Annotated in this window: 17 protein-coding genes and 1 pseudogene; 7 read left to right on the forward strand and 11 right to left on the reverse strand. The window is 70.6% G+C overall.

The genetic code is table 11. The annotated features are described in order from the left end of the window. The first annotated feature begins 146 nt into the window (after positions 1-146). Both glmU and BN2503_RS11950 read left to right on the forward strand, forming a co-directional pair. The gene (gene glmU, locus BN2503_RS11945) at positions 147-1,592 is read left to right on the forward strand and encodes a bifunctional UDP-N-acetylglucosamine diphosphorylase/glucosamine-1-phosphate N-acetyltransferase GlmU (RefSeq protein ID WP_054256890.1); all 1,446 of its coding nucleotides are present in this window, start codon (positions 147-149) and stop codon (positions 1,590-1,592) included. Beyond that, on the forward strand, positions 1,589-2,359 hold the full coding sequence (locus BN2503_RS11950; protein ID WP_233495064.1) for a sensor histidine kinase: 771 nt from the start codon (positions 1,589-1,591) through the stop codon (positions 2,357-2,359). Before glmU ends, BN2503_RS11950 begins: the two co-directional genes overlap by 4 nt. Here BN2503_RS11950 and BN2503_RS11955 read toward each other — a convergent pair. The 3 genes from BN2503_RS11955 to BN2503_RS11965 form a co-directional block, all read right to left on the reverse strand. Then, on the reverse strand, positions 2,345-2,674 hold the full coding sequence (locus BN2503_RS11955; protein WP_054256906.1) for a chaperone modulator CbpM: 330 nt from the start codon (positions 2,672-2,674) through the stop codon (positions 2,345-2,347). The genes BN2503_RS11950 and BN2503_RS11955 overlap by 15 nt on opposite strands. 2 nt (positions 2,675-2,676) lie before the next feature. Next, positions 2,677-3,663 (reverse strand): DnaJ C-terminal domain-containing protein, encoded by a 987-nt coding sequence (locus BN2503_RS11960; protein ID WP_054256891.1) that lies wholly within the window; start codon positions 3,661-3,663, stop codon positions 2,677-2,679. Between the two features lie 89 nt (positions 3,664-3,752). After that, positions 3,753-4,232 carry an Lrp/AsnC family transcriptional regulator gene (locus BN2503_RS11965; RefSeq protein ID WP_054256892.1) on the reverse strand — a complete coding sequence of 160 codons (480 nt, stop codon included), beginning with the start codon at positions 4,230-4,232 and terminating at the stop codon, positions 3,753-3,755. A gap of 130 nt (positions 4,233-4,362) precedes the next feature. On the opposite strand from BN2503_RS11965, the gene glmS reads away from it, so the two are divergent. The 3 genes and pseudogenes from glmS to BN2503_RS11980 all read left to right on the forward strand — a co-directional run bounded on the left by glmS (position 4,363) and on the right by BN2503_RS11980 (position 9,399). Further along, positions 4,363-6,225, forward strand: a complete 1,863-nt coding sequence (gene glmS / locus BN2503_RS11970) for a glutamine--fructose-6-phosphate transaminase (isomerizing) (RefSeq protein ID WP_054256893.1) — start codon at positions 4,363-4,365, stop codon at positions 6,223-6,225. A gap of 391 nt (positions 6,226-6,616) precedes the next feature. Next, positions 6,617-7,291 (forward strand): annotated as a pseudogene (locus tag BN2503_RS11975) (ATP-binding protein); the annotation flags it as partial. Then, entirely contained in the window at positions 7,288-9,399 is a 2,112-nt protein-coding gene (locus BN2503_RS11980) for a sensor histidine kinase (protein ID WP_233495065.1), read from the forward strand. The pseudogene BN2503_RS11975 and the gene BN2503_RS11980, both read left to right, overlap by 4 nt. Positions 9,400-9,461: 62 nt before the next feature. On the opposite strand, the gene BN2503_RS11985 is transcribed toward BN2503_RS11980, so the two are convergent. Then, positions 9,462-10,238, reverse strand: a complete 777-nt coding sequence (locus tag BN2503_RS11985; protein ID WP_054256895.1) for an SDR family NAD(P)-dependent oxidoreductase — start codon at positions 10,236-10,238, stop codon at positions 9,462-9,464. 112 nt (positions 10,239-10,350) lie between these two features. Between BN2503_RS11985 and BN2503_RS11990 the strand changes: the two genes are divergently transcribed. Continuing rightward, the gene (locus tag BN2503_RS11990; protein WP_054256896.1) at positions 10,351-11,307 is read left to right on the forward strand and encodes a LysR family transcriptional regulator; all 957 of its coding nucleotides are present in this window, start codon (positions 10,351-10,353) and stop codon (positions 11,305-11,307) included. Here the strand turns inward: BN2503_RS11990 and BN2503_RS11995 are convergent. The 7 genes from BN2503_RS11995 to BN2503_RS12025 form a co-directional block, all read right to left on the reverse strand. Further along, positions 11,264-12,259: a helix-turn-helix transcriptional regulator gene (locus BN2503_RS11995; protein WP_054256897.1), complete on the reverse strand. Its 996-nt coding sequence runs from the start codon at positions 12,257-12,259 to the stop codon at positions 11,264-11,266. The two genes, BN2503_RS11990 and BN2503_RS11995, sit on opposite strands and share 44 nt — an antisense overlap. A 43-nt stretch (positions 12,260-12,302) precedes the next feature. Then, entirely contained in the window at positions 12,303-14,342 is a 2,040-nt protein-coding gene (locus tag BN2503_RS12000) for a cellulase family glycosylhydrolase (protein ID WP_139235459.1), read from the reverse strand. A 46-nt stretch (positions 14,343-14,388) separates the two neighbouring features. After that, positions 14,389-15,954, reverse strand: a complete 1,566-nt coding sequence (locus tag BN2503_RS12005) for a serine hydrolase (protein ID WP_054256899.1) — start codon at positions 15,952-15,954, stop codon at positions 14,389-14,391. Positions 15,955-16,178: 224 nt separating this feature from the next. After that, the gene (locus BN2503_RS12010; protein WP_175537958.1) at positions 16,179-18,278 is read right to left on the reverse strand and encodes a hypothetical protein; all 2,100 of its coding nucleotides are present in this window, start codon (positions 18,276-18,278) and stop codon (positions 16,179-16,181) included. A gap of 120 nt (positions 18,279-18,398) precedes the next feature. After that, the gene (locus BN2503_RS12015; RefSeq protein WP_233495066.1) at positions 18,399-19,736 is read right to left on the reverse strand and encodes an alpha/beta hydrolase family protein; all 1,338 of its coding nucleotides are present in this window, start codon (positions 19,734-19,736) and stop codon (positions 18,399-18,401) included. Positions 19,737-19,739: 3 nt separating this feature from the next. Beyond that, positions 19,740-20,726: a helix-turn-helix transcriptional regulator gene (locus BN2503_RS12020; RefSeq protein ID WP_054256900.1), complete on the reverse strand. Its 987-nt coding sequence runs from the start codon at positions 20,724-20,726 to the stop codon at positions 19,740-19,742. A 99-nt stretch (positions 20,727-20,825) separates the two neighbouring features. Further along, positions 20,826-21,815 carry a helix-turn-helix domain-containing protein gene (locus tag BN2503_RS12025; protein WP_233495067.1) on the reverse strand — a complete coding sequence of 330 codons (990 nt, stop codon included), beginning with the start codon at positions 21,813-21,815 and terminating at the stop codon, positions 20,826-20,828. A gap of 346 nt (positions 21,816-22,161) precedes the next feature. Between BN2503_RS12025 and BN2503_RS12030 the strand changes: the two genes are divergently transcribed. Further along, positions 22,162-24,132 (forward strand): choice-of-anchor Q domain-containing protein (locus BN2503_RS12030; RefSeq protein WP_289623334.1); only part of this gene is annotated, 1,971 nt, incomplete at its 3' end.

Here is a 24,132-nt window from a genome sequence, read left to right on the forward strand (position 1 = left end):
GCTTTTTTCTGACTTGCATCAACCAAAAGTACTGATGCGCATCAAATGCCCGCTGGTGCAGGCTGGGGGTGGTGCGGCGGGATAATGACGGCCTCCCCGGTGCGGGCTCCTGGGCCCGCATTTTTCTTTCCCCGGATTGCTTTCCAATGACCACAGCCGCACTGGATCTCATCATCATGGCCGCGGGCAAGGGCACGCGCATGAAAAGCCGACGCCCCAAAGTTCTGCAGCATCTCGCGGGGCGCCCGCTCTTGGCGCATGTGCTGGCTGCGGCCGCACCGCTGGGGCCGCGCCGTGTGGTCGTCGTAACGGGCCATGGTGCTATGGAAGTGGAAGCTGCTTGCGCAGGCTGGGAAAGGCCTGGTGCCGGTTTTGACTTGCAATTCGTGCGCCAGGAGCCACAGCTTGGAACCGGCCACGCCGTGCAGCAGGCCATGCCCCGGCTGACCAACGATGGCACCGTGGTCGTGCTGTCCGGCGACGTGCCGTTGACGCGCCCCGAAACCCTGCAGGCGCTGGTGCAGGCCAGCGCGGGCGAGCGCCTGGCGCTGCTCACGGTGCGCCTGCCCGACCCCACGGGCTACGGCCGCATCGTGCGCGGCACGGACGGCATGGTGCAGCGCATCGTCGAGCACAAGGACGCCAGCGAGGCCGAGCGCGCCATCAGCGAGATTTACAGCGGCATCATGGCCGTGCCTGCGCGGTGGCTTGCGCCTTGGCTGGCGCGGCTGCGCAACGACAACGCCCAGGGCGAGTACTACCTGACCGACATCGTCGCCATGGCTGTGCAGGACGGTGTGCCGGTGGCAGCGCACTGCATCGCCGACGCGCTGCAGGTAGAGGGCGTGAACAGCCCGGCGCAGCTCGCCGCGCTGGAGCGCGCGCACCAGCGGCGCCAGGCCGAGGCGCTGATGGAGCAGGGCGTGCGTCTGGCCGACCCGGCGCGCTTCGACCTGCGCGACGATGCACGCAGCGGCGCGCGCGGCGAACTGGCCTGCGGGCAGGACGTGGAGATCGACGTGGGCTGCATCTTCACCGGCCGCGTGGAGATCGGCGCGGGCGCGCGCATTGGCGCTTACTGCTGCATCGGCAACGCCAGCATTGCCGCGGGCGCGGTGATCCACCCGTTCACGCACATTGATGGTGAGCAGGCCGGTGCCCGTGTCGGCGAGGGGGCACTGGTCGGCCCGTTCGCGCGCCTGCGCCCCGGCGCCCAACTGGGGCGCGAGGTGCACATCGGCAACTTCGTCGAGGTGAAGAATTCCACCCTGGCCGACGGCGCCAAGGCCAACCACCTGGCCTACCTGGGGGACGCCAGCGTGGGCGAGCGCGTGAACTACGGCGCCGGCAGCATCACCGCCAACTACGACGGCGCCAACAAGCACCGCACCGTGATCGAGGCCGACGCGCACATTGGCAGCAACTGCGTGCTGGTGGCGCCCGTCACCATCGGCGCCGGCGGCACCGTGGGCGGCGGCTCCACCATCACCAAAAACACGCCCCCGGGCGCCCTGAGCGTGGCGCGCGGCAAGCAGGTCAGCCTGGACGCAAGCAAATGGCAACGCCCGGTGAAGCAGCCCAAGACGGCTTGAATGACCGTCTGAGCGCACAGCTTGATGCGCTGCGCCAGGCGCACGACGGGCTGCTGCACGCCGTCTCGCACGACCTGCGCGCACCGCTGCGCCACATCACCTCGTTCGCGCCGCTGCTGCGTGAATCGGTGCAGGCGCTGCGCGCGGGCACGCCCGGGGCAGACGCCGAGGCCGAACAGTTCCTTGTCACCATGGAGCAGGCGGCGCGCCGCATGGCCGGCATGGTTGATGCGCTGCTGCTGCTGTCGCGTGTCCAGCGCGCACCGCTGAACCCCGGCCCGATCGACCTTGCCGCGCTGGCACGTGAAGCCAGTGCACGCCTGCACGCCGCCGCGCCACAGCGCGTGGTGGACTGGCAACTGCCTGCCGTGCCGGTGCTACTGCACGCCGACGCGGCGCTGCTGCGCCAGTTGCTGGACGCGCTGCTGGGCAATGCCTTCAAGTTCACCCAGGGGCGCGCACGCGCATGCATTGCCCTCACGGTGGAGCTGCAGCCTGGTGGCTTGTGCTGGCGCGTGCAGGACGATGGCACTGGCTTTGACCCCGCGCGCGCGCAGGGGCTGTTCGGCTTGTTCCAGCGCCTGCACCGCGAGGGCGAGTTCGACGGCGTGGGGGGCGGCTTGGCGCTGGCCCAGGCCATCGTGCAGCGCCATGGGGGGCGGATCGCTGCGACGGCGCAGCCCGGGGCTGGCTGCGTGGTGACCGTGCACTGGCCCGCGGCGCCTGCGCAGCCGTTTGCCGGGGTTCCAGGGTCAGTGGCCGCGTAGCGCCTCCAGCTGCCGCAGGCGCTGGCGCAGCAGCGCCACTTCTTCGATCAGGTCGGCGGTGAGCCCGGCGAGTTGGGGGTCGGCGTCGAAAGTGGCTTCCAGATGGGCCAGGCGGCGCGCGCGCACCACGGTGGTGGCGCTGAAATACCAGCCGCCTCCGGTGTGTTCGCCGTGCAGCAGGCCGGCCGCCAACCGTTCAGTGACCCAGTTGGGCTGCATGCAGCAGGCGCGTGCCAGTTCATCCAGGGAGAGGTGGGCCTGCTCGTCCAGCAGTTCGGCCAGGGCGTTGCTGCTGCTGTTGTCGTGCGTTGCCATGCTCATGCTCCTTGCGTACGGGGCTGGAAGTGCGGAAAGGCCTGCGCCAGCGCACGGTAGGCCGCGCGCTGGGCCTCGGTCGTGGCGGGCGGCAGGGCCACGTGCAGCTCCAGGTACAGGTCACCGGGCGTGGCGGCGGTAATGCCGCGCTCCTTCAGTCGCAGCTTGCGTCCTGGTTTCCACCCGGCCGGTATGGTCACTTCGACCGTGGCGCCGCCGGGGGTTTGCACCTGCACGGGGCCGCCCAGCGCTGCTTCCCAGGGGGCGAGGGCGAGTGGCTGGTACACGTCGCGGTCCTCGGCGCGCCAGCGTGCATCGGGCTTGAACTGCACTTCCAGGAACAGGTCGCCGGCAGGCGCACCGCCCAGCCCAGGCCCCCCTTGGCCGGCCAGGCGGATAAGCTGGCCCTCGCGCACGCCCTTGGGAATGCTGACCTGTAGCTGGCGCTCCTCGTTGACAAGGTGGCCGCCTGCGTCCAGCCGCGCACCACGCAGCGTCAGTGTGCGCTCGGCGCCGTGGTAGGCATCGGGCAGGTCGAGCTCGATGCGGGCGTGGCTGTCGCGGCCGCGCTGCGCGGCGGCCGCCCCGGCGCTTTGCGTGCCCGTGCGCCGTGCGCGCGCGGCCTGGCCGAAGAGCTGCTCGAAGAAATCGCTGAACTGCGCATCGTCCATGCCGTGGCCGCCGTTGGGCGCCGCGCCGGTGAACTCAAAGCCCGCGTCCCAGTGCGGCGGCGGGTGAAAGTCTGCACCAGCGCCGTGTTGCCGTTGCTGCGCCGCTTGGCGGCCCAGCGCGTCGTAGGCGGCGCGTTTCTCAGGGTCCGACAGCACGGTGTTGGCCTCGTTCACCTCGGCCATCCGCGTGGCGGCATCGGACTCCTTGCTCACGTCGGGGTGGTAGCGGCGCGCGAGCTTGCGGTAGGCCGCCTTGATGTCTGCAGCCGTGGCGTCGCGTGGCACGCCCAGGATCTGGTAGTAGTCCTTGAACTCCATGCCGGTTCTCCATGCAAAGGCGCCGTGCTTGGCGTCACGGACCCACTATAAAAGATCGTGAACCGGCGCTCATGGCGTGGAGGACGGCGCTACACCGGCACCGCCGTCGAGAACTTCGCCCGCTTGACGCCGAAGAACGCCTTGACGTTGCGCACGTTCGCATCCTGCGTGAACAGGCGCTGCGCCAGGGCCAGGTAGCTGGGCATGTCGCGTGTGTGGGTGACCAGCACGAAGTCCGGCCCCGGCGATACGCGCCAGCATTGCTGCACGGCGGCGTCGGCTACGGCGCGGGCTTCGAAGGCGTCCAGCTGTTCGGCATCCTGGCGGTCTAGCGTCACCTCAACGATGGCCGAGAGGCCGTGCCCCACCAGCGCTGCCAGCCGTGCGGGTGGCACGATGGCCACCTGGCGTTCGATCAGCCCCAGCGCGTGCAGCCGCCGCACGCGCCGCAGGCAGGTGGGGGGCGACACGTGCACGCGCGCGGCCAGGTCCTGGTTGCTCAGGCTAGCGTCGTGCTGCAGGGCATTGAGCAGCTGCAGGTCGATGGCATCGAGCTCATTGGATTCCATTTTTATGCTGATGATGAAATTAAATTCTGCAATTCACAATCATTGAAATTTAATTCAAAAAATCGGCAAAAAACAATCAGAAATTTTTTCTCTGCACCCCTAGCATGGCAGCTTCTTCAAGGAGCTTTCCATGTGCGGCATCGTCGGCGCAGTCTCTTCGCGCAACATCGTTCCCATCCTCGTGCAAGGGCTGCAGCGCCTGGAATACCGTGGCTACGACTCCTGCGGCGTGGCTGTGCATGGCGCCAGTCTGGGAGGGGCGCCGGGCCTGCAGCGCGCGCGCAGCACAGCGCGCGTGGCCGAGCTGCTCGCCCAGGTGCAGGCTGAGAACCTGCAGGGTGCGACCGGCATTGCCCACACGCGCTGGGCGACGCACGGCGCGCCTGCGGTGCATAACGCGCATCCACACTTCAGCCATGGCCCCGGCAGCGAAGGCCCGGGCCACGTGGCGCTGGTACACAACGGCATCATCGAGAACCATGAGGAACTGCGCGCAGAGCTGCAGGCGCGCGGCTACGTCTTTGCCAGCCAGACCGACACCGAGGTCATCGCGCATCTGGTGGACAGCCTCTATGGCGGCGATTTGTTCGAGGCCGTGCAGGCTGCCACGGCGCGGCTGCGCGGCGCCTACGCCATCGCCGTGATGCACCGCGACGAGCCGCACCGCGTCGTTGGTGCGCGTGCCGGCTCGCCGCTGGTGCTGGGCGTGGGCGAAGGTGAGAACTTCCTCGCCAGCGACGCCATGGCCCTGGCCGGGGTGACGGACCAGATCGTCTATCTGGAAGAGGGCGACTTGGTGGACCTGCAACTTGGCCGCTACTGGGTGGCTGGGCGCGATGGTCGCCCGTTGGACGCCGCACAGCGCCCCGTGCGCACCGTGCATGCGCACAGCGGTGCGGCCGAGTTGGGGCCGTACCGGCATTACATGCAAAAGGAAATCTTCGAGCAGCCGCGCGCTATCGCCGACACGCTCGAAGGCGTGCACGGCATCGTGCCCGAGCTGTTTGGTGATGGTGCCTACCGCGTGTTCAAGGACATTGACGCCGTGCTCATCCTGGCCTGTGGCACCAGCTACTACAGCGGTTGCGTGGCCAAGTACTGGCTGGAGAGCATCGCGCGTATCCCCACCCAGGTGGAAATCGCCAGTGAATACCGCTACCGCGATACCGTGCCGAACCCGCGCCAGTTGGTGGTGACCATCAGCCAGTCGGGCGAAACGGCCGATACCCTGGCCGCGCTGCGCCATGCACAGAGCCTGGGCCACCGCCACACGCTGACGGTGTGCAACGTGGCCACCAGTGCCATGGTGCGCGAATGCCAACTGGCCTACGTGACGCGCGCCGGAGTGGAGATCGGCGTGGCCTCCACCAAGGCCTTCACCACGCAGCTGGCGGGGCTGTTTCTGCTCACGCTGGCGTTGGCCCAGGTACATGGGCGCCTGACCGAAGCGCAGGAGGCTGCGCACCTCAAGGCGATGCGTCACCTGCCCGTAGCGCTGCAGGCCGTGCTGGCGCTGGAGCCACAGGTGATCCGCTGGGCCGAGGACTTTGCGCGCATGGAAAATGCGCTGTTCCTGGGGCGGGGCGTGCACTACCCGGTGGCGCTGGAGGGGGCGCTCAAACTCAAGGAAATCAGCTATATCCACGCCGAGGCCTACCCGGCGGGCGAGCTCAAGCATGGCCCGCTGGCGTTGGTGACCAGCAGCATGCCGGTGGTGACGGTGGCGCCCAACGACGCGCTGCTAGAAAAGCTCAAGAGCAACATGCAGGAAGTGCGCGCACGTGGTGGTGTACTCTACGTGCTGGCCGACGCCGACACGCGCATCGAAAGCGCCGAGGGGCTGCACGTCATCCGTATGCCCGAGCACTACGGGCCGTTGAGCCCGCTGCTGCACGTGGTGCCCCTGCAACTGCTGGCCTACCACACAGCTTGCGCGCGGGGGACGGATGTTGACAAGCCGCGTAACCTGGCGAAGAGCGTGACCGTGGAGTAGCTTTGCTACTGGGTCAACTCCCACTGACCGTAAAAATAAAAAGTGTCAAAGAAAAATAAAAAGTGTCAAAAAATTCGGGCGCCGGCTCGAGGCTCTTGGACAGGTCACAAGTGGGTGATTCTCAAATTGGCCGAAGGATTGGGCGTGACGCCTGGCGTGTTGCTGGATCAGACGGAGGGGAAGATGCGGAACGCTGATAGAGCTGCTTCGCCGACCCGCTGATCCTTCCTTGAGTGCAGTTGTCTCGCCTGATCATGTAAGCATCGCAGCATGCGAACTACGCGCACCGACAAGGGTGAAGCGCCCCGGATTTCGAGGAGGCCCCGTGTTTGAGATCATGGAGTCATCAGCCCTCTGATGTGCACCTCGTAAAGTCTTGTTTTATCTGGGAATTCACAGCGGCTCGCCGCCGCGCCCGGGCGAAATCTCGCTGGCCCATGAAGGCGTGCTGTTCCTCGACGAATTCCCGGAATTCGCGCGCAGCGCGCTGGAGGCGCTGCGCGAGCCGCTGGAGACCGGCCGCATCACCATCGCGCGCGCGGCGCAGCGTGCCGAGTTCCCGGCGCGCTTCCAGCTCGTGGCGGCCATGAACCCCTGCCCCTGCGGCTTCGCCGGGTCGCGCCAGCAGGCCTGCCGCTGCACGCCCGACCAGGTGGCGCGCTACCAGGGCAAGCTCAGCGGCCCGCTGCTCGACCGCATCGACCTGCATGTGGAGGTGCCCGCCCTGCCCGCGCAGGAGCTGCTGCATGCCCCGGCGGGCGAAGCCAGCCAGGTGGTGCGCGCGCGCGTGGTGCAGGCCCGCGAACGCGCACTGGCGCGCCAGGGCAAGCCCAACCACGCGCTGCAGGGCCAGGAGCTGGACGCGCACCTGGCGCTGGCCCCCGCGGCGCAGGACTTCCTGCAGGCCGCCGCCACCCGGCTGGGCTGGTCGGCACGCGCCACGCACTGCACGCTGCGCGTGGCGCGCACCATCGCCGACCTGGCGGCCAGCGGCGCCATCGGCACCGCCCACATCGCGGAGGCCGTGCAGTACCGCCGCGTGCTGCGCCCGGCCTCGGCCGCATGACCCCGGGGCATGCCATGGCGCCGGGGCTGCCGGCGGCGTCGGCGCGGCGCGGACGGCTCGGGCGGCTGCTCCTGCCGGGCTGGTTCGTGCTCTCCCTGGGGCTGGTGGCCCTGGCCATCCTCGGGCCCAGCCTGTGGCCCGGCGGCGCGCGCGGCCTGCAGTTGGGGCTCGGCATCCCCCTGCAGGCACTGGCCGACCCCGGGGGCACGCTGGCCCTGGCGGACGTGCTCGCCCTGCCCGATGCGGCCTTCACGCGGCTGGACGCGCCGCTGAGCCAGGGCTACACGCGCGATATCTACTGGCTGAAGGCCACCGCCCCGGCCGCCGCGCCCGGCGACGCCACACCCGCGCCCGCCCGTCGCCTGTGGCTCAGCATCCTGCCGAGCTACCTCGACAGCGTCACGCTGTACCAGCCCGGGGGCGACGGCAGCGGCCACTGGCAGGCGCAGCGCAGCGGCGACACCGTGCCCATGGCACAGCGCCTGCGCGTGCGGCAGCTCATGTTCCCGCTGCGGGAGGGCCAGCCCTTCATCCTGCGCGTGCAGACCACCAGCCCCATGCAGCTCGACGCCACGGTGTGGCGCAGCCCGGCGCTGCTGGCGCATCTCTCGGGCGTCGAATGGGCCTCCGGCGTGCACCAGGGCATCAACTTCGCGCTGGTCCTGCTGGTCGCCGGGGCCGCGCTGTTCCTGCGCCTGCGCAGCCTGTGGGCGCTGGCGGCGGGCGCCACGGCCACGCTGGTGCACGGCGCGCTGGACCGGGGCTACCTGCAGGTCTGGCTGCCGGGCGCGCCGCCCCTGTGGGGCGACCTCGCCGTCAAGCTGGGCACCCTGATGCTGCCGATCGCGCTGTCGTGGCAGTTCCGCGCGCTGCTCACGCAGGGCTCGCGCTGGCGGCGCACCGACCGCGCGCTGCTGGCGCTCGGCGTGGCGCCGCTGCTGTGCCTGCCCAGCATTCCGCTGGGCCGCTACGAGGACTGGGCCTGGATCGGCGTGGCAGCGCCCTGGGCCATCAGCGCGCTGTTCGCCGTGGTCGCGTGGAGCAACCTGCTGCGCGAACGCTGCTCGATGGTGAACGTGCTGATGGCGGGCCCTTCCACGCTGTACGGCGTGATGGGCCTGTACGTGACGGCGGCGTACACCGGGCTGGTGCAGTTGCCCCCCATCGAGACCAGCGTGCTCTGGCAGTTGAACACCCTGCTGGTCAACATCGTCGTCACGGTGGCCCTGGGCGCGGGGCTGTACCAGCGGTTCGGCGACGCCATGCGCCGCCAGGCCCACCTGTACGCGCGCCTGGCGAAGTCCGAGCATGCGCTGGAGGAGCGCGTGCGCCAGCGCACGGCGGAGCTGCAGCAGACCCAGAACGCGCTGCATGCCGCGCTGCACGGCGAGCGGGCGCTGCGGCAGGAGCAGCGGCAGTTCTTCGCCATGATCAACCACGAGTTCCGCACGCCCCTGGCGGTGGTGGACAGCGCTGCCACCGAGCAGCAGGCCTTTCCCGGCCCGGAAACCGCCCCGCAGGTGGAGCGCGCGGCCCAGATCCGCCGCGCCTGCCGCCGCCTGATGGCGCTGGTGGATAACTGCCTGCTCAGCGACCGCCTGGACGCCCAGGCCTTCAAGCCCCAGTGGCGCGACGTGCCGCTGGCCGACATCGTCGATGCGGCCGCCGAGCTGGTGCAGTGGTCGCGCCGCCACCACCTGCGCCTGGACACCGCGCGCGCCCCGGCGTGGTGGACCTGCGACCCGGCGCTGGTGCGCATCGCCCTGTCCAACCTGGTGGACAACGCCGTCAAGCACGCCCAGCCCGGGGAGATCGTCCTCAGCGCGCACAGCCCGGCGCCCGGCCTGCTGGCACTGGCCGTGAGCGACCAGGGGCCTGGCCTGCCGCCCGAGGCGGCGCAGCACCTCTTCGCGCGCTACGAGCGCGGCGCACGCACCGGCCAGGCCAGCGGCTACGGGCTGGGCCTGTGGGTGGCGCGGCGCATCGCACAGTTGCACGGCGGCGACGTGCAGGCCACGGCGTCGGCGCAGGGCGGCACCTGCTTCACGCTCACCCTGGCGAGCGGCGGGGCCGCGGCATCCGCCGGGTGCTCCTCATTCAATAGCTGACAGCGCTTGCCAGCAAAGGGCTGGAGGCCATTTTGGCTTGCAATCCACGCGCGGCCCCGCGTTCACAGGAACATGCCGCCCGACGCCTCGATGCGCTGCGCGTTGATCCAGCCCGTTCCCGGGGCCAGCAGCGCCGCGATCACGCCGCCGATGTCGTCGGGCTGGCCCGCCCGGCCCAGGGCCGTCTGCGCGGCGATGAAGGCATTCACCTGGGCGTTGTCGCGCACGGTGCCGCCGCCGAAGTCGGTCTCGATGGCGCCGGGCGCCACCACGTTCACGGCGATGCCGCGCGCGCCCAGCTCCTTGGCCAGGTAGCGCGTGAGCACTTCCACCGCGCCCTTCATCGCCGCATAGGCGGCATAGCCCGGCAGGGCGAAACGCGCCAGGCCGGAGGACACGTTCAGGATGCGGCCCCCGTCGTTCATCAGCGGCAGCAGCTTTTGCGTGAGGAAGAACACGCCCTTGAGGTGGATGGCCACCAGTTCGTCGAACTGCGCCTCGGTGGTCTCCATGAACGGGGTGTGGATGCCAATGCCGGCGTTGTTCACCAGGAAGTCGAAGCGCTCGCGCTGCCAGTGCTGGCGCAGGGCGTCCTGCACCTGCGCGGCGAACGCCGCGAAGCCGCCGCTGTGCGCCACGTCCAGCGGCAGGGCCAGCGCGCGGCGGCCCAGCGCCTCGATCTCGGCCACCACGGCCTGGGCCTCGGCGGCCTGGCTGCGGTAGGTGACGATCACGTCGATGCCGGCGCGCGCGGCATGCAGCGCCGCGTTGCGGCCCAGGCCCCGGCTGGCGCCGGTGATCAGGGCGATGGGGGTGGGTGCGGGAGTGGAGGCGGTCATGGCGAGGTCCTTTCCAGAGTGCGGGAGCCAAAGAGATGGCATGCACTTTATTGGGAGATCGAATCGAGATAAATCCCTGAAAATCGACCACATCGTTCATGCAGGAAGAACAATGAACCCCCTGGAGCGCATGCACATCTTCACGCGCGTGGCCGAACTCGCCAGCTTCACGCAGGCGGCGCAGGCGTTGGGCCTGCCCAAGGCCAGCGCCTCCACCGCCATCCAGCAACTGGAGGCGCAGCTGGGCACGCGGCTGCTGCACCGCACCACGCGGCGCGTGCAGCTCACGCAGGACGGCCAGGCCTGCTACGAGCGCTGCAAGGACCTGCTGGCCGAGGTGGATGCGCTGCAGTCCATGTTCCAGCAGGCCGACGGCGCGGGCCTGAAGGGGCGCGTGCGCATCGACATGTCCACCGGCATGGCGCGCAACGTGGTGGTGCCGCGCCTGCCCGAGCTGCTGCGCCAGCACCCCGGGCTGGCGCTGGAGCTGAGCAGCACCGAACGCCGCGTGGACGTGATCCGCGAAGGGTTCGACTGCGTGGTGCGCACCGGCACGGTGGTGGACCAGAGCCTGGTGGCCCGCCCGCTGGGCATGGCGCCGCTGGCCAACTGCGCCAGCCCCGCCTACCTGCGGCGCCACGGAACGCCGCGCGCGCTGCCAGACCTGGCGCAGCACCAGCTGGTGCATTTCGTGAACACGCTGGGTGCGCCCCCGGCCGGCTACGAGGCCGTGGTGGACGGCGCCCTGGTGCGCCAGCCCATGGCGGGCGCCATCACCGTGAACAACGCCGAAGCCTACGTGGCCGCCTGCCTGGCGGGCCTGGGCATCATCCAGGTGCCGCGCCTGGGCGTGGTGGACCTGCTGGCCCGCGGGGAACTGGTGGAGGTGCTGCCGCAGTGCGCCGCGCCGCCCATGCCGCTCACGCTGGTGTACGCCAACCGCCGCCACCTGCCGCGCCGCGTGCGCATGGTGATGGACTGGCTGGCCGAGGTGGTCGGTGCGCACCTGGGCGCGGAGGCAGGCCTCAGCCCGCCGCCCAGGCCCGCTGGTGCCACTGCGAAGGCGTGAGCCCGAAGCGCGCGCGGAACAGCTTGCTGAAGTCCGACGGGTCACCAAAGCCGCAGCGCCACGCCAGCGCGCCCACGTGCAGGCGCGGGCTCTGCTCGATCAGGCCCTGGGCGCGCTGCAGGCGCAACTCGCGCAGCGTGCCCATCACCGTCTGGCCCTGTGCGGCAAAGGCCTCGTACAGCCGCGTGCGCGAGCAGCCCGCGCCACGCGCTATCGAACCGGCGTCCAGGCCCTGGGTGTGGGCGTGCAGTTCCATGAAGCGCAATGCCGCCGCGTGGCGGCCGGCGTGCAGGCTCTCCCGCGCGTCCGGCAGGTCCACGCCCGCGCCCTGGCGGCCCAGGTTGCGCAGCATGAGCAGCGCCAGCGCGCGTGTCGCATCCAGCAGGCCGGCGTATTCGGCCGCGTCGATGCGCTGGGGCTGGCGCACGAGCAGCGCCAGGTGGCCCAGTTGCGCGGCCAGCGCCGGCGCCAGCGTGCAACGCCCGGGCGCTATCGCCAGATTGCCCGGCTCGCGCCCCAGCGCCGCCTGCGCCACGTCGCGCGGCAGTGCCAGGAACGCCTCGCGCGAGCCTTCGCTCCAGCGGTAGCTGCCCATGCGCCACGGGTCGTACAGGCCGAGCGTGCCGGGCCCGGCGCGCTGGTGCTCACCAGGCGCGGCGTCGCGCAGCATCTCGCCCGACTGGATCAGCGTGAGCACCACCATGCCGGGCGCATGCGCCATGCGCCGCGCCGCCGCGTGCATCTCGTAGGCCGAGGAGCGCATGGTGCCGAACACGCAACCACCGCCGCCGCGCAGCATCAGCAGCTCGGCGTCGAGCGCCGCGCCGGGCGGCGGCGGCAGCATTTCCACCCACTGGTGGGCGCGCTCGCGCCAGGCGTCGAAGCGCAGCGCCGGCTCCACGTCGTGGGTGTGCAGGCGCTCCAGCGTGCAGGGTGGTGCGGCGGGGGGCATGCGGCGGATTATGGGGAAGGCCGCCCAGGCATGCCCGCCGGCCTCATTTGAAGTACGGCGACAGCGCCTTCAGCAGGCCCTCGGGGTGGTCGGCGCTGGTGAGCGGCACCAGCGCATCCACATCGTAGGCAACGTCGTCGTGGAAGGAGACCCAGTAGGAGTCCTTGGCGTTCCACATGCCGAAGACGCCGGTCTTGGACTGGCACAGCACCGGGCCGTAGGCATGGATGCCGAACGTGGACTCGGTGTTGTCCGGACCGCCGTTGCGCTTCCAGTTGGAGTTCTGCCACTCGAAGATGGAGAAGCCCTTGACCAGGGACTGCGGGTTGGCATCCATGTATTCGCGCACCGCGCTGGCCTGGCCCAGCACCGCGTTCACCTTGGCATCGACCGAGCTGATGCCGATGTTGTTCGTGCCCAGCTCGGTGATGACCAGCGGCACGCCCAGGTTCAGGTTGTCGTAGGCCTGCAGGATGTTGTCGCGCAGGTCGTTGCCGGTCTTGAGCTTGAAGGTCTGCACCGCGTTGTAGAAGCGGCTCTGGTAGACATCGGCCGGCAGGTGCTTGCGCAGCTCCTCGTAGAACCTCTTCTCGTCGGCGTTGCTGACGGGCACCGTCATGTAGTGGTCCGGCGCGAGCTTGTGGAGCAGGCTGGCCACGTGCGCGGCCTTGGGGAACAGCGCCTGCCAGGTCTGGTCCTCCTTCGGCAGATCGAGCTCGTTGCCGATGCTGAAGGAGTGCACCGCCGGGTGGATGGCGCCATTCTTCTTCACGCTGGCCACGATCTGCGTGACGGTGAGGTCGATGTTGTCCCACGGGCGGTTGCTGCCGTCCTGGTTCTTGAAGTTGTAGTTCGAGACCGGGATGATGACCTTGATGCCCAGCGACTGCGCCTTGTCCAGGAAGGCGATGTGGCCGTTGCCGCCCGTAGTCCATTTGTCGGAGCCGCGCTGGTAGTTGTAGTCGTACAGGCGGATCAGGTTCACGCCCTGCGCGGCCATGGCCTCCAGGTCGTTGCGCCCGCAGCCGTCCTTGCTGCCCCACAAGGCCTGGAAGGCGCTGGAGGTGGCGTCGGAGTCGAAGAACGCCCCCGTGGGGTTGCTCTGGAACTTGGCCGGAATGGCCGAGTACGCCACGCCGCGCCACGGCTGCTCGAACACGCTGGCGGGCGAGGCGCGGTCACCCGCGTCGACGAACACGATGGCGTTGCGCAGCGTCCCCTGGCCCGGCAGGCTCGCCCCGGCCAGCGGCACGGCGGCGAAGCTCAGGCTGCGCGTGGCGCTGTCGTACACCGGGTCGGCCAGCGTCAGCGGCACGATGCCGTAGTCGCCATTGCCCGGATCGCCGGCCACGGAGGCGTTGGGCAGCGCATCGCCGAAGCGCTCGTCCCAGACGTTGACGAAGTTGCCCAGGCTCTCGAAGTCGCCCGCGCGCGCCGGCGCGTTGTTCATCCACAGCACGTCCTCATCCACGTCCTGCAGCACCAGCCGCTGGCCACCCTTGCCATCGGACTGCAGCGCGGTGCGGCCCGCCGCCATGGCAAAAGTCGAGCCCTGCGCGGGCGCCTGCAGGTTGTTCAGCAGCGTCACCACCGGCAGGGTGAAGCTGCCCGCGCTCGCCCCCAGGCCGGGGGATGCCTTGGCCACGCGCAGCTCCAGGCGCAGCGTGCGCGCGGCGCCGTCGTACTGCGCCGCCTGCACGCTGCCGAACACCGCGTGCACGCCGCTGGCGTTCTGGAATTGCAACAGGGCATTCGGCGCCACGCCGCCATACACGCGCTGCCAGTCGGCACCCACGAAGTTCTCGACGCGGGCCTCGCCAACCTCGCGCGCCGGGCGGTCGCTGTACCAGTCCACCCCGGGCTCGACGCCCGTCAGGGTCACGCTGAGCGTCTGCCCGGCAGCCACCGCGCCGGCCTGCCCGGCATCGGCGGACAGCACGTAGATGCGCTTCGTCACGTCGCCGGTGTCCGGGGTGGCGCCACCGTCGCCGCCGCCGCAGGCCGCCAGCAGCAGGGCGCAGGACAGCGCCAAGGCGCTGGCCGGGAAAAAGCGGGGGGTCTCGCGTCGTGCGGGGGTCGTCATGGTGGGTCTCCTTCTGGGAATGTGTGCGCAGGGAAGCGGCCCCCTGTCACTGGCCATCGGCCACGCGCGCGAAGCTGCCGCGCGCCGTGTCTTCGCCGAAATATTCGATCTGCATCGCTGGCACCGCGCCGTCCAGGCTGAACTGCACGGCCGACACCGAGCCGGGCGGCGCGCTCTCGCCCTCGGGCGTGAAAACGAACTGGTCGCCGCTCCAGTGGCGCAGCCGGTAGCGCACCCGCGCCGGGCCGAGCACGAGGTCGAGCGCATCGCCGCTGCGCTGCACCTCGGCGCCGCCGTAGTAGGCGCTGGCGTAGCGCCCGGCGTACTGCGCCAGCGGCTGGGGCGGCAGCGGCGCAGCGGGCGGCTGCTGGCCCGCCAGCGCGCCCAGCGGGCGGTACAGGCCGCGCATCTTTTCCTGCATCACGGCGAGCCAGTCGGCGCTGGGCGCACCTGGCGCGGCATCGCCCAGCGCCTGCTCGCCAAAGGCCAGCGCAATGGCCTCGGCCAGGCCGCGCGGCTGGGCATTGGTGAGCACGGTGATGCCCAGATCCGCCTGCGGCCAGAGGATGAACGCGGTGTGCGCGCCCAGCAGGAACGCGCCCGAATGCGAGACGCTGGGGTGGCCGTGCGGATCGGGCCCCACGTTGAAGCCATAGCCATAGGCGCCGCCGGGGCGCGCCGTCATCGCCGCCTGCAGCGCCGCCGCGTCGGCCAGTTGCCGCCCCTGCCAGCGGCCCTGGGCCAGCACCAGCGCCATCCAGCGCGCCATGTCGGCCGCGCTGGCGCTGACGCCGCCCGCGGGCGACTGCGCATCGGGCTGGCGCGGGGGCTGCTGCACGGCGTAGCGCGCCGGCTCGGCGCCGTAGCTGGCCGCGCTGATGCCGGCCTGCACGTGGCCCCAGGCACGGTTCTCGCGCGCGGCGAAATCGGCGTAGCGCGAACTGGTGCGCGCCATGCCCAGCGGCTGGTACAGCGTCTGCGCGGACAGCGTGGCCCAGTCCACGCCGCGCGCCTGGGCCATGGCCTCGGCAGCGGCCGTCAGGCCGAAGTTGGTGTAGGCGTAGCTGCCGTAGGGGTTCAGCGCCGCGTGGCGCAGGCGCTGCAGCACCTCGGCGCGCGTGTGGCCCAGGTCTTCGAGCAGGTCGCCCGCGTGCTCGGGCAGGCCGCTGCGGTGCGCGTACAGGTCGCCCAGGGTCAGGCGGGCGTTGTCCTGCGTCTCGGCGTAGCCCAGGGCGAAGCCGGGCAGCAGGTGCTGCACGGGCGTGCTCCAGCCGATGGCGGACGTGCCACCCTGCATCTGCCCGGCCATGACGGTGGCGCCCACGGACTTGGACAGCGAGGCGAGCTGGAACACCGTATCGGCGTCCACCGGCGCGTCGCCATCCACCCGGCGCACGCCGAAGCCCCGCGCATACAGCGTCTCGCCCCGGTACACCACCGCCACGGCCACGCCTGGCACGCCGGTGCGCGCCATCCACTGCGGCACCAGGGTGTCGAGGCCGGCCGCGGCCTGCCGCACCGCGCCTGGCGCCGCCGTGCCGCCGCAGGCGCCCAGTGCGCACGCCAGGCCGGAGAGCGCGCCCAGGCGAAGAAGGGAAAGGGTGGGGAACATGGCTTGCTGCGGGTGTCGTGGTTCTGTCGCTTCGACTGTAGGCACGGGCCCGGGGGCGATGGGCGACGATGTGGTGGTGATTCGTCCCAGCTTAAGGGAATGCGTCCCACCCGGAGGCGGGGTGGGACGCAGCAGGAGCGCGCGCAAGCGCGAGAGACTCTGTTTTTGATAGCTGCCAGCGCTTTCCTGGTAAGCGCTGGAGCCGTTTTTTGCCTTAATTTTTCTTAGGGCAGGTACTGTACCGGAACGGGGAAGCTCAGGTGGTTCTTGATGGCCGCCTCGTCGTTCTCGCGGCTCTGGTTGGGGTTGGCGCCGACGCACCACATGTCGGACTTGGGGTGCTTGCCGCCCTGCGGGGTCGTGACGCTGCACGCGCTGCTGTCAACGATGCTGGCCCGGTTGGACGGGCAGTTGGCCAGCGCGCCGGTGCAGGCGGCGAACTTTTCCTTGACGAGCAAGGTGTAGACGTTGTCCTGCGCGTCGGTGAAGCGCACCTTCATGGGGTACGAGGGCATGGTGCCCACGCGGAAGCCCACGATGCGGTTGGCGTCGGGCATGAGCACGTCCTGCTTGAAGTTCTCGCAGTTCGGGTCGCCTGCGTCCTGGCCCAGCGAGCAGGCACCGTACTTCTTGAGCAGCGGCTTGTTCTCGGGCACCCGGTCGGCGGGGTTGCCCAGCAGCACGTCGAAGCCGTCGTGGTAGTTGAAGGCGCGTCCGTTCTCCAGCCCCTGCACGCCGCCCACGGTGAACACCAGCCCGTTGCCCAGCTCGCTCATGAAGCCCACGGCGTCATCCACCGAGAAGCCGTAGGCGCTCATGCCCAGGTCGTCGTGGATCAGCTTGACGTAGGGGTTGAAGACCAGCCGGGGGTCGGCCTGGACGGCGCTCTGGCCGTAGTTGTATTGCAGGTCCTGGATGTACATGGCCTGCACGTAGGCGTGGTCGCGGCCCTGGGCCGTGGTGGCGCTCAGTTTGTTGGCGCCTGCGCCGCAGCCTTCGTTGTAGGGCACCCAGCCGTAAATGTGCTTGATGGCCTCCCAGTACTTGAACTCGGCGACGTGCGGCGGGATCTTGCCCGAGCCCTTGGGCTCGCCGGTGCACTGCTTGGCGTCGTACATCGCCAGGTACTTCTTGTGGTTCTCGGCGAAGAAGTCCTTGACCAGGGCCAGCTTGTCGCGCATGGCCTGCGGGGCGGGGCAGTCCTGCGGGTACTTCTTGCGGGTATAGGCGGAAATGTCCTCGCTGCCCCAATCGACGCAAGCGCCCCACAGGTCCTGGATGTTCTGCACCGACTGGCCCCATTGCAGGCTGCGCTGCTCCTCGGGCGTGCATTGCTTGTCGATGCACTTCTGCACCGTGAGCACCGGCGGGTTCTGGCCGTCCGGCGGCTGCACGGGCACGTCGGGGTCCTGGACCAGGTAACCGCCGCGCTGGGCGAAGATGTTGTAGCCGCCGGGCAGGCGCACTTCGCTCATGTTGTAGACCGGCCAGCCTTCGCCCAGGCCACCCAGGAAGCTGCGCAGCGCCTTGCGGAATTCGGCGGGCTTTTGCACCGAGCCGCTGTAGCCGATGTAGGGGTTGTCCCGGGGGCCAATGGCCACGGGCATGTAGACGTGATCGACGTAGGAAATGTTGTAGCCCACGTTGGCGGGCTTGAGCAGCCGCGCGGCCTGCCCCGCGGGGATGTCGGAGTCGCCGAAGGTGTATTCGGACAGTTGCGCGAAGGCGTCCTCGGGGAACTGCACCTTGCTGGCATACGTGGTCAGCGCGCACGCCGTGCCCTGCGCCTGGCAGGTGACTTCGGCGGGGGTGGCCATGGGCTTGTCCTCGTCGTTGCGCAGGCGCTTGTTGCGGTCGGCCAGCAGCATGCGGCCGCCGTTCCACCAGGTGATGTACTGCCTGGGGCCGAGTTCGCTGTAAAGCGGCAGGGTGATGGTGACTTCGGAGCCGGGCGGGATGCCCTGGCCGTCGTTGACGTAGAGCTTGTAGACCACGTCGGTGGGCAGCGCCTCGGTGGTGCGGAGGCACCCCTGCACCCACAGGTTCTCCGCATTGGTGCTGGTGGAGAGCACGGGGTAGATCTGCTCGTCGGCGTTGTTGCGGATGGTGATGGTCTTGGGGGCGATCGTCACGTCCTGCATGTCGTAGTCCTTGCAGACGACGGAGCCCTGGGGCGCGCCCGCGCCCGGCGGGGGGCCGGAGGTGGGGGGCGTGTCGCTGGCGTCACTGCCGCCGCCGCAGGCCGTGAGGGTGAACATGAATGCCAGCGCGGCGGCGGCGCTCACGGGGCGCCGGATCGCGCCGTTCGGGGCAGAGGGGTGCATGGCTTGAAACTCCTTGTGGTTCTACAGGTACGAATCTAGGGAGAAACGGGCCAGGGAATGAACACGATCTGCGGTGCCGGCGTCCCAGGTTGAGGAAGGGCGTCCCGCACGCCTGTCAGGTCAGAGCACTTCGTCCAGCCAGTCCATCGAGACGGCGGCGGAGTAGGCCAGGTTGCCTGTCTGGCAATGGCCGTCGGCGCCTTCCTCGGCGGTGAACAGGTGGTGCGCCACCGGCCCGGCCACGGTGTTCAGGAAGCGCGTGCACTGCGCCTGGGGCTCCTGCCCCTCGCCGCTGCCCACCAGGGCCAGCGACGGGCAGCGGATGTTGCGCAGATCGGCATCGCTGACGCGGAAGTCGCGCAGCCGCTGGTAGGCCTGCTTGAAGCTGTCACGCCCCATGCGCACCATCAGGCTGCGCATCATCTCGCGCTGCTGCGGCGGGATCGCTGTGTCGGGGATGTGGTCCAGGTCGGCCAGGCGGATGTCCTCGGCGTCGGGCCACTGCGCCGCGTCGAAGCCGACGAACGACACCATGTAGGCGTGCAGATCGACGATGGGCGAATTGGCGATCAGCGCGCGGATGCGCGGCTCGTGCGCCGCCATGCGCGTGGCGAAGTAGCCGCCGTAGCTGATGCCCATGAGCGCCACGCGGCGCGGGTCGGTGCCCCGGCGCGCCAGCAGGAAGTCCAGCGCCGCGCGGGCGATGACCTCGTACTCCGGCACGAAGGCCAGGCCGGGGTACCAGCGCAGCGTGTCCATCTGCCCCGGCCCCGTGACCAGCAGCAGGTGGTAACCGCGCTCCAGCGCCGCGCGGCCATAGGCCAGCCAGGTTTCCTCCAGCGTGCCGTCGTAGCCGCTGATGATGATCAGCGTCTTGCCCTGCCTGCGGCCCGCCTGCGGCGCGCGGAAGTAGTACGCGGGCAGCAGCTTGTCGCCGAAGGGCATGGCCGCCTCCTCGCACGCCAGCTCGGGGGTGCGCAGCATCGCCGCCAGGAAGCACTCGCGGCTCTTGAGGCCGAGCGCCGCGTGGCGCGGGTCCAGCACGCCGCAGTAGTACTCGGCGGCGCGGTAGTTGTTGCAGGCCACCAGGTACTGGTCGCGCGCGCTGAGCGCATGGCCGCGCCGCGCGCGCGCCTGCGCGTCCTCCTCCTGGCGCACGGCAGCGGCGGCGAACTCGTTCACCCAGCTCGCCGGCTGTCCGTTCTGGATGCGCTGCGCCAGCGCGAAGCACTCGCCCACCGAGGCGCCGCCGTAGCGCGCCGCGCCGAGCTGGCGCATGAGCTGGAAGTCCATCTCGGCATCGGCGAAGCCGGCCACGCGCGTCGCGCCGCGCTCGGTGCCCGTGGGCGCCGCCGTGGCCGCCCGCGCCGGGGGCGCCAGCAGGGGCAGCGCCAGCCCGGCGGCGGCCGCCGCCATGAAGCCGCGCCGCCGCGCCAGGGGGTTGTCGTAGGGGTTCATCGTTCAACTCCGTTCGTGGTGGGCGCCCGTGTGCGCCCGTTGGTGCCATTCGGTGGGCGAGAGCCCGAAGCGCGCGCGGAACAGCTTGCTGAAGCCCGAGGCATCGGCAAAGCCGCAGCGCCACGCCAGCGCGCCCACGTTCAGCCGCTGGCCCTGCGCCAGCAGCCCCTGGGCGCGCTGCAGGCGCATGTCGCGCAGCACGCCCATCACGGTCTGGCCCTGCGCCGCGAAGGCCTCGTACAGCCGTGTGCGCGAGCAGCCCGCGCCCTGCGCGATGGCCGCGGCGTCCAGGTCGTGGCGGTGCGCCTGCTGCTCCATGAAGCGCAGCGCCGCCGCATGGCGGCCGGCGTGCAGGCACTCGTTCAGATCAGGCAGGTCGGCGCCCAGGCCCTGGCGGCCCAGGTTGCGCAGCATGAGCAGCGCCAGCGCGCGCGTGGCATCCAGCAGGGCGGCGCATTCGCTGGCGTCCAGCGTGCCCTGGCGCAGCAGCAGGGCCGCGTGGCCCATCTGGCTGGAGAGCGCCGGGGCCAGCGCGCAGCGCGCGCTGAGCAGCCGGGTGGAAGGCTCCTGCCCCAGCGCGGCGGCCACGTCCTGGCGCGGCAGTGCCAGGAAGACCTGGCGCGCGCCCTGGCCCCAGCGGTACGCGCCCGCCTCGCGCGGCGCGCACAGGCTCAGGGCGCCCGGCCCCTTGCGCGGATAGGCCTGGGGCAGCAGGTCGCCGAACTGCATCAGCGTCAGCACCACCATGTCGTCGGGCTGCGCGCGCCGCGCGCCGGTGCGCATCTCGTAGGCCGACGAGCGCGTGGCGCCCAGGGAGCACACGCCGCTGGACAGGGTGGTCAGCTCGGCCTCCAGCGGCACCTCGGGCGCGGGCCGGAAGTCCACCCAGCGGTGGGCGATCTCCTGCCACGCCGCGTGGCGCAGCGCGGGCTCCAGGTCCGCCGAGGAACGGTGCTCCAGAACGCAGGCGGGCAGTGTGGGGGGCGTCATGGCGCGCAGTTTAGGAACGCACCGCCGCACCGCGAACCCGCGCGCGGCGCATTCCGGACGCATTCCCCTAACCTGGGACGCAGTCCCAGGGCCGTGCGCTCAGCGCCCCCACAGGCGCTGGTGCCACTCGGTGGGCGAGAGCCCGAAGCGCGCGCGGAACAGCTTGCTGAAATCCGACGGGTTGGCGAAGCCGCAGCGCCACGCCAGCCCGCCCACGTGCAGCCGGGCGCTTTGCTCGATGCCGCGCCGCGCGCGCTGCAGGCGCAGCTCGCGCAGCGCGCCCATCACGGTCTGGCCCTGCGCCGCGAAGGCCTCGTACAGCCGCGTACGTGAGCAGCCCGCGCCGCGCGCGATGGCAGCCGCGTCCAGGTCGTGGCGGTGCGCCTGCTGCTCCATGAAGCGCAGCGCCGCCGCATGGCGGCCGGCGTGCAGGCACTCGTTCAGATCGGGCAGGTCGGCGCCCAGGCCCTGGCGGCCCAGGTTGCGCAGCATGAGCAGCGCCAGCGCGCGCGTGGCGTCCAGCACCCCGCCGTACTCCACGTCGTCGAGCTGCCCGGGCCGGCGCACCAGCAGCGCCAGGTGGCCGAGCTGGCTGGCCAGCATGGGCGCCAGCGCGCAGTGCTGCGGCAGCAGCAGCGTGTTGCCCGGCCTGTGCCCCAGCGTGTCCCACACCAGGCGGCGCGGCAGCGCCAGATAGGTCTGGCGCGCCCCGGCGCCCCAGCGGTAGCAGCCTTCCTGCTCGGGCACGTACATGCCCAGCATGCCCGCCGTGGCGTGCTGGTGCTCGCCCGGCGCGGCGTTCAGCCGCATCTCGCCGGCCTGGAGCAGCGAGAGCACCACCATGTCCTCCGCCGGTGGCACGTGCTGCGGGCCGGTGCGCATTTCGTAGGCGGTGGAGCGCTTGGTGCCGAAGAAGCTCGCCTGGCCGCGCAGCAGCGACCAGGAGGCGTCAAGCTCCTCGCCCGGCGACAGGGGCTGCACGTCCACCCAGTTGTGCGCCACGTCGCGCCAGTAATCCAGGCGAATGGCCGGATCGACTTCGCTGGAGGACCAATGCTCCAGCACGCAAGGCGCGGGGGTGGGTGTCATGGCGACGGATTGTAGGCAGCGGCATGCCACGGCGGCAGGCTTGGCACGGGCCGCCGCTGGACAAATTTCCTCAACCTGGGACGCCGGCGCCCAAAAACGTCCACGGCGCGGCCGCCATCCGTTCCTAGACTTGCCAGCAGTGATGGCGGCCGCAGGCCGCCACTGCGGCAAGAACCATCCACCCGGCACCCCACCCCGCCATGCGCCAGCGCATGCCCCGCGCCCCGCGGGCTTGCGCTGGCGGCACTGCGTCCGCCGCACGGGGTTTTAAGCAAAATCTGCCTGAAACACCCGCCAGAAAAGCGCCAGCAGCTATCAAAACAAGAGTCCATCGAAGGAAAACACCATGCTTCCACGCCACCTGTTGCTCCCCCTGCTGCTGGCCTGCGCGGCCAGCGGCGCCCAGGCCGCCATCTGCCGTGCCGCGCCCACGGCCGGCGGCACGGCCAACGGCAGCACCTGGGCCGACGCGATGACGCTGCAAGCCGCGCTGGCCAGCAGCGGCTGCGACGAAATCTGGCTCCAGCAGGGCCTGTACAAGCCCGGCGCCCAGCGCACGGACACCTTCGACATCAGCCGGCCCGTGCAGATCTACGGCGGCTTCGTGGGCGGCGAGACGGCGCGCGGCCAGCGCGGCACCGACAGCCGCCTGACGGTGCTCTCGGGCGACATCGACGGCAACGACACCACCGATGCCAACGGCGTCGTGCTCAATGCCGACAACCAGGGCAGCGGCGGCGGCAACAGCTACAACGTGGTGTTCCTGCGGCGCAACTCTGCCAACCCCAGCCTCACCCGCGCCGACACCATCATCGACGGCCTGACCATCACCGCCGGACGGGCCGACGGCAGCAGTGCCTGGAGCGGGGGCGGCGGACTGCGCTGCAATGCGCTGGGCGGCGAATGCAGCCCCACCCTGCGCAACATCACCTTCAGCGGCAATTACGCCAGTACCGGCGGCGCCCTCTACAACGCGGGAAACGACGGCACCGCCAGCCCGCTCATCTCGCACGCCACGTTCACCGGCAACGTGTCGAACGGCACCGGCGGCGCCATCTACAACAGTGCTACCGGCGCGTACAGGGGCAGCCCCCGCGTCGAACAATCCACCTTCAGCGGCAACCGGACTGGGGCAGGCGGCGGCGGCGCCATCCTCAGCACTGGCTCCAACCTCGAACTCAGCGTTGCGTTCTCCACGTTCTCCGGCAACACGGGCGGCAACAAGGGCGGCGCCATCTCCACTGCCAGCAGCGCCCAGACCAACATCACCGCATCGGTCTTCTGGGGCAACAACGTCACCCCCGGTACCCTGGGGCAGCAGATCTTTGACGACGGCAGCGGCAGCAAAGACTTCAGCGGCAACGTGGTGGAAAGCGGGTGTGGCGGCGTGTATCTGCCCTACGGCACCTGCACCGGCAGCCTGTTGACCGGCGACCCCCTGCTCGGCGCGCTGCAAGACAATGGCGGCCCCACCTGGACCAGGCTGCCCGCCATCGGCAGCCCGGCCCTGGGCGCCGCCACCTGCGGCGCGGGCGACACCGACCAGCGCGGCGTGGCGCGGCCCACGGGCACCTGCGCCGTCGGCGCGGTGGAGCGGCAGGCCAGCGTGCCCGACGCGCCCAGCGCCTTTACCGCCACCCAGGACGAGGTGCGGCAGATCACCCTGGGCTGGGCCGCAGCCCCTGGTGCAGTGCGCTACGAAGTGCAGGAACTCACCGACAGCGGCCCCACCGTGGTTTGCAGCACGTCGGCCACCGCCTGCGTAGTGCCGGGCCTGGGCAATGGTGTGGAGCGCACCTATGGCCTGCTGGCCTGGAACGAGGCCGGGCACAGCAACGCGGGCGCCTCGGCCAACGGCAGCACCCTGGCCCTGCCGGACACGCCCGCCGGCTTCACCGCCACCCCCGGCGTGCGCCAGTTCACCCTGGCCTGGAGCGCCGCCGCCGGCGCCACCAGCTACGTGGTGACCGACGTGACCGGCGCCCCCGCCGAGGTTTGCAACACCACCAGCGCCACCTGCACCGTGACCGGCCTGGGCAACGGCGACACCCGCGCCTACCGCCTGGTGGCACACAACGCCGCGGGCGACAGCACCGCCTACGCCAGCGCCGGTGGCACCACCCAGGCCCTGCCCGCCACGCCCACGGGCTTCACCGCCACCCCCGGCGTGCGCCAGTTCACCCTGGCCTGGAGCGCCGCCGCCGGCGCCACCGGCTACGTGGTGACCGACGTGACCGGCACCCCCGCCCAGGTCTGCAGCACCAGCGCCACCACCTGCACCGTGACCGGCCTGGGCAACGGCGACACCCGCGCCTAC

The organism is Paenacidovorax caeni (assembly GCF_001298675.1).
In the GTDB taxonomy this organism is placed as follows: Bacteria; Pseudomonadota; Gammaproteobacteria; order Burkholderiales; family Burkholderiaceae_C; genus Paenacidovorax; species Paenacidovorax caeni.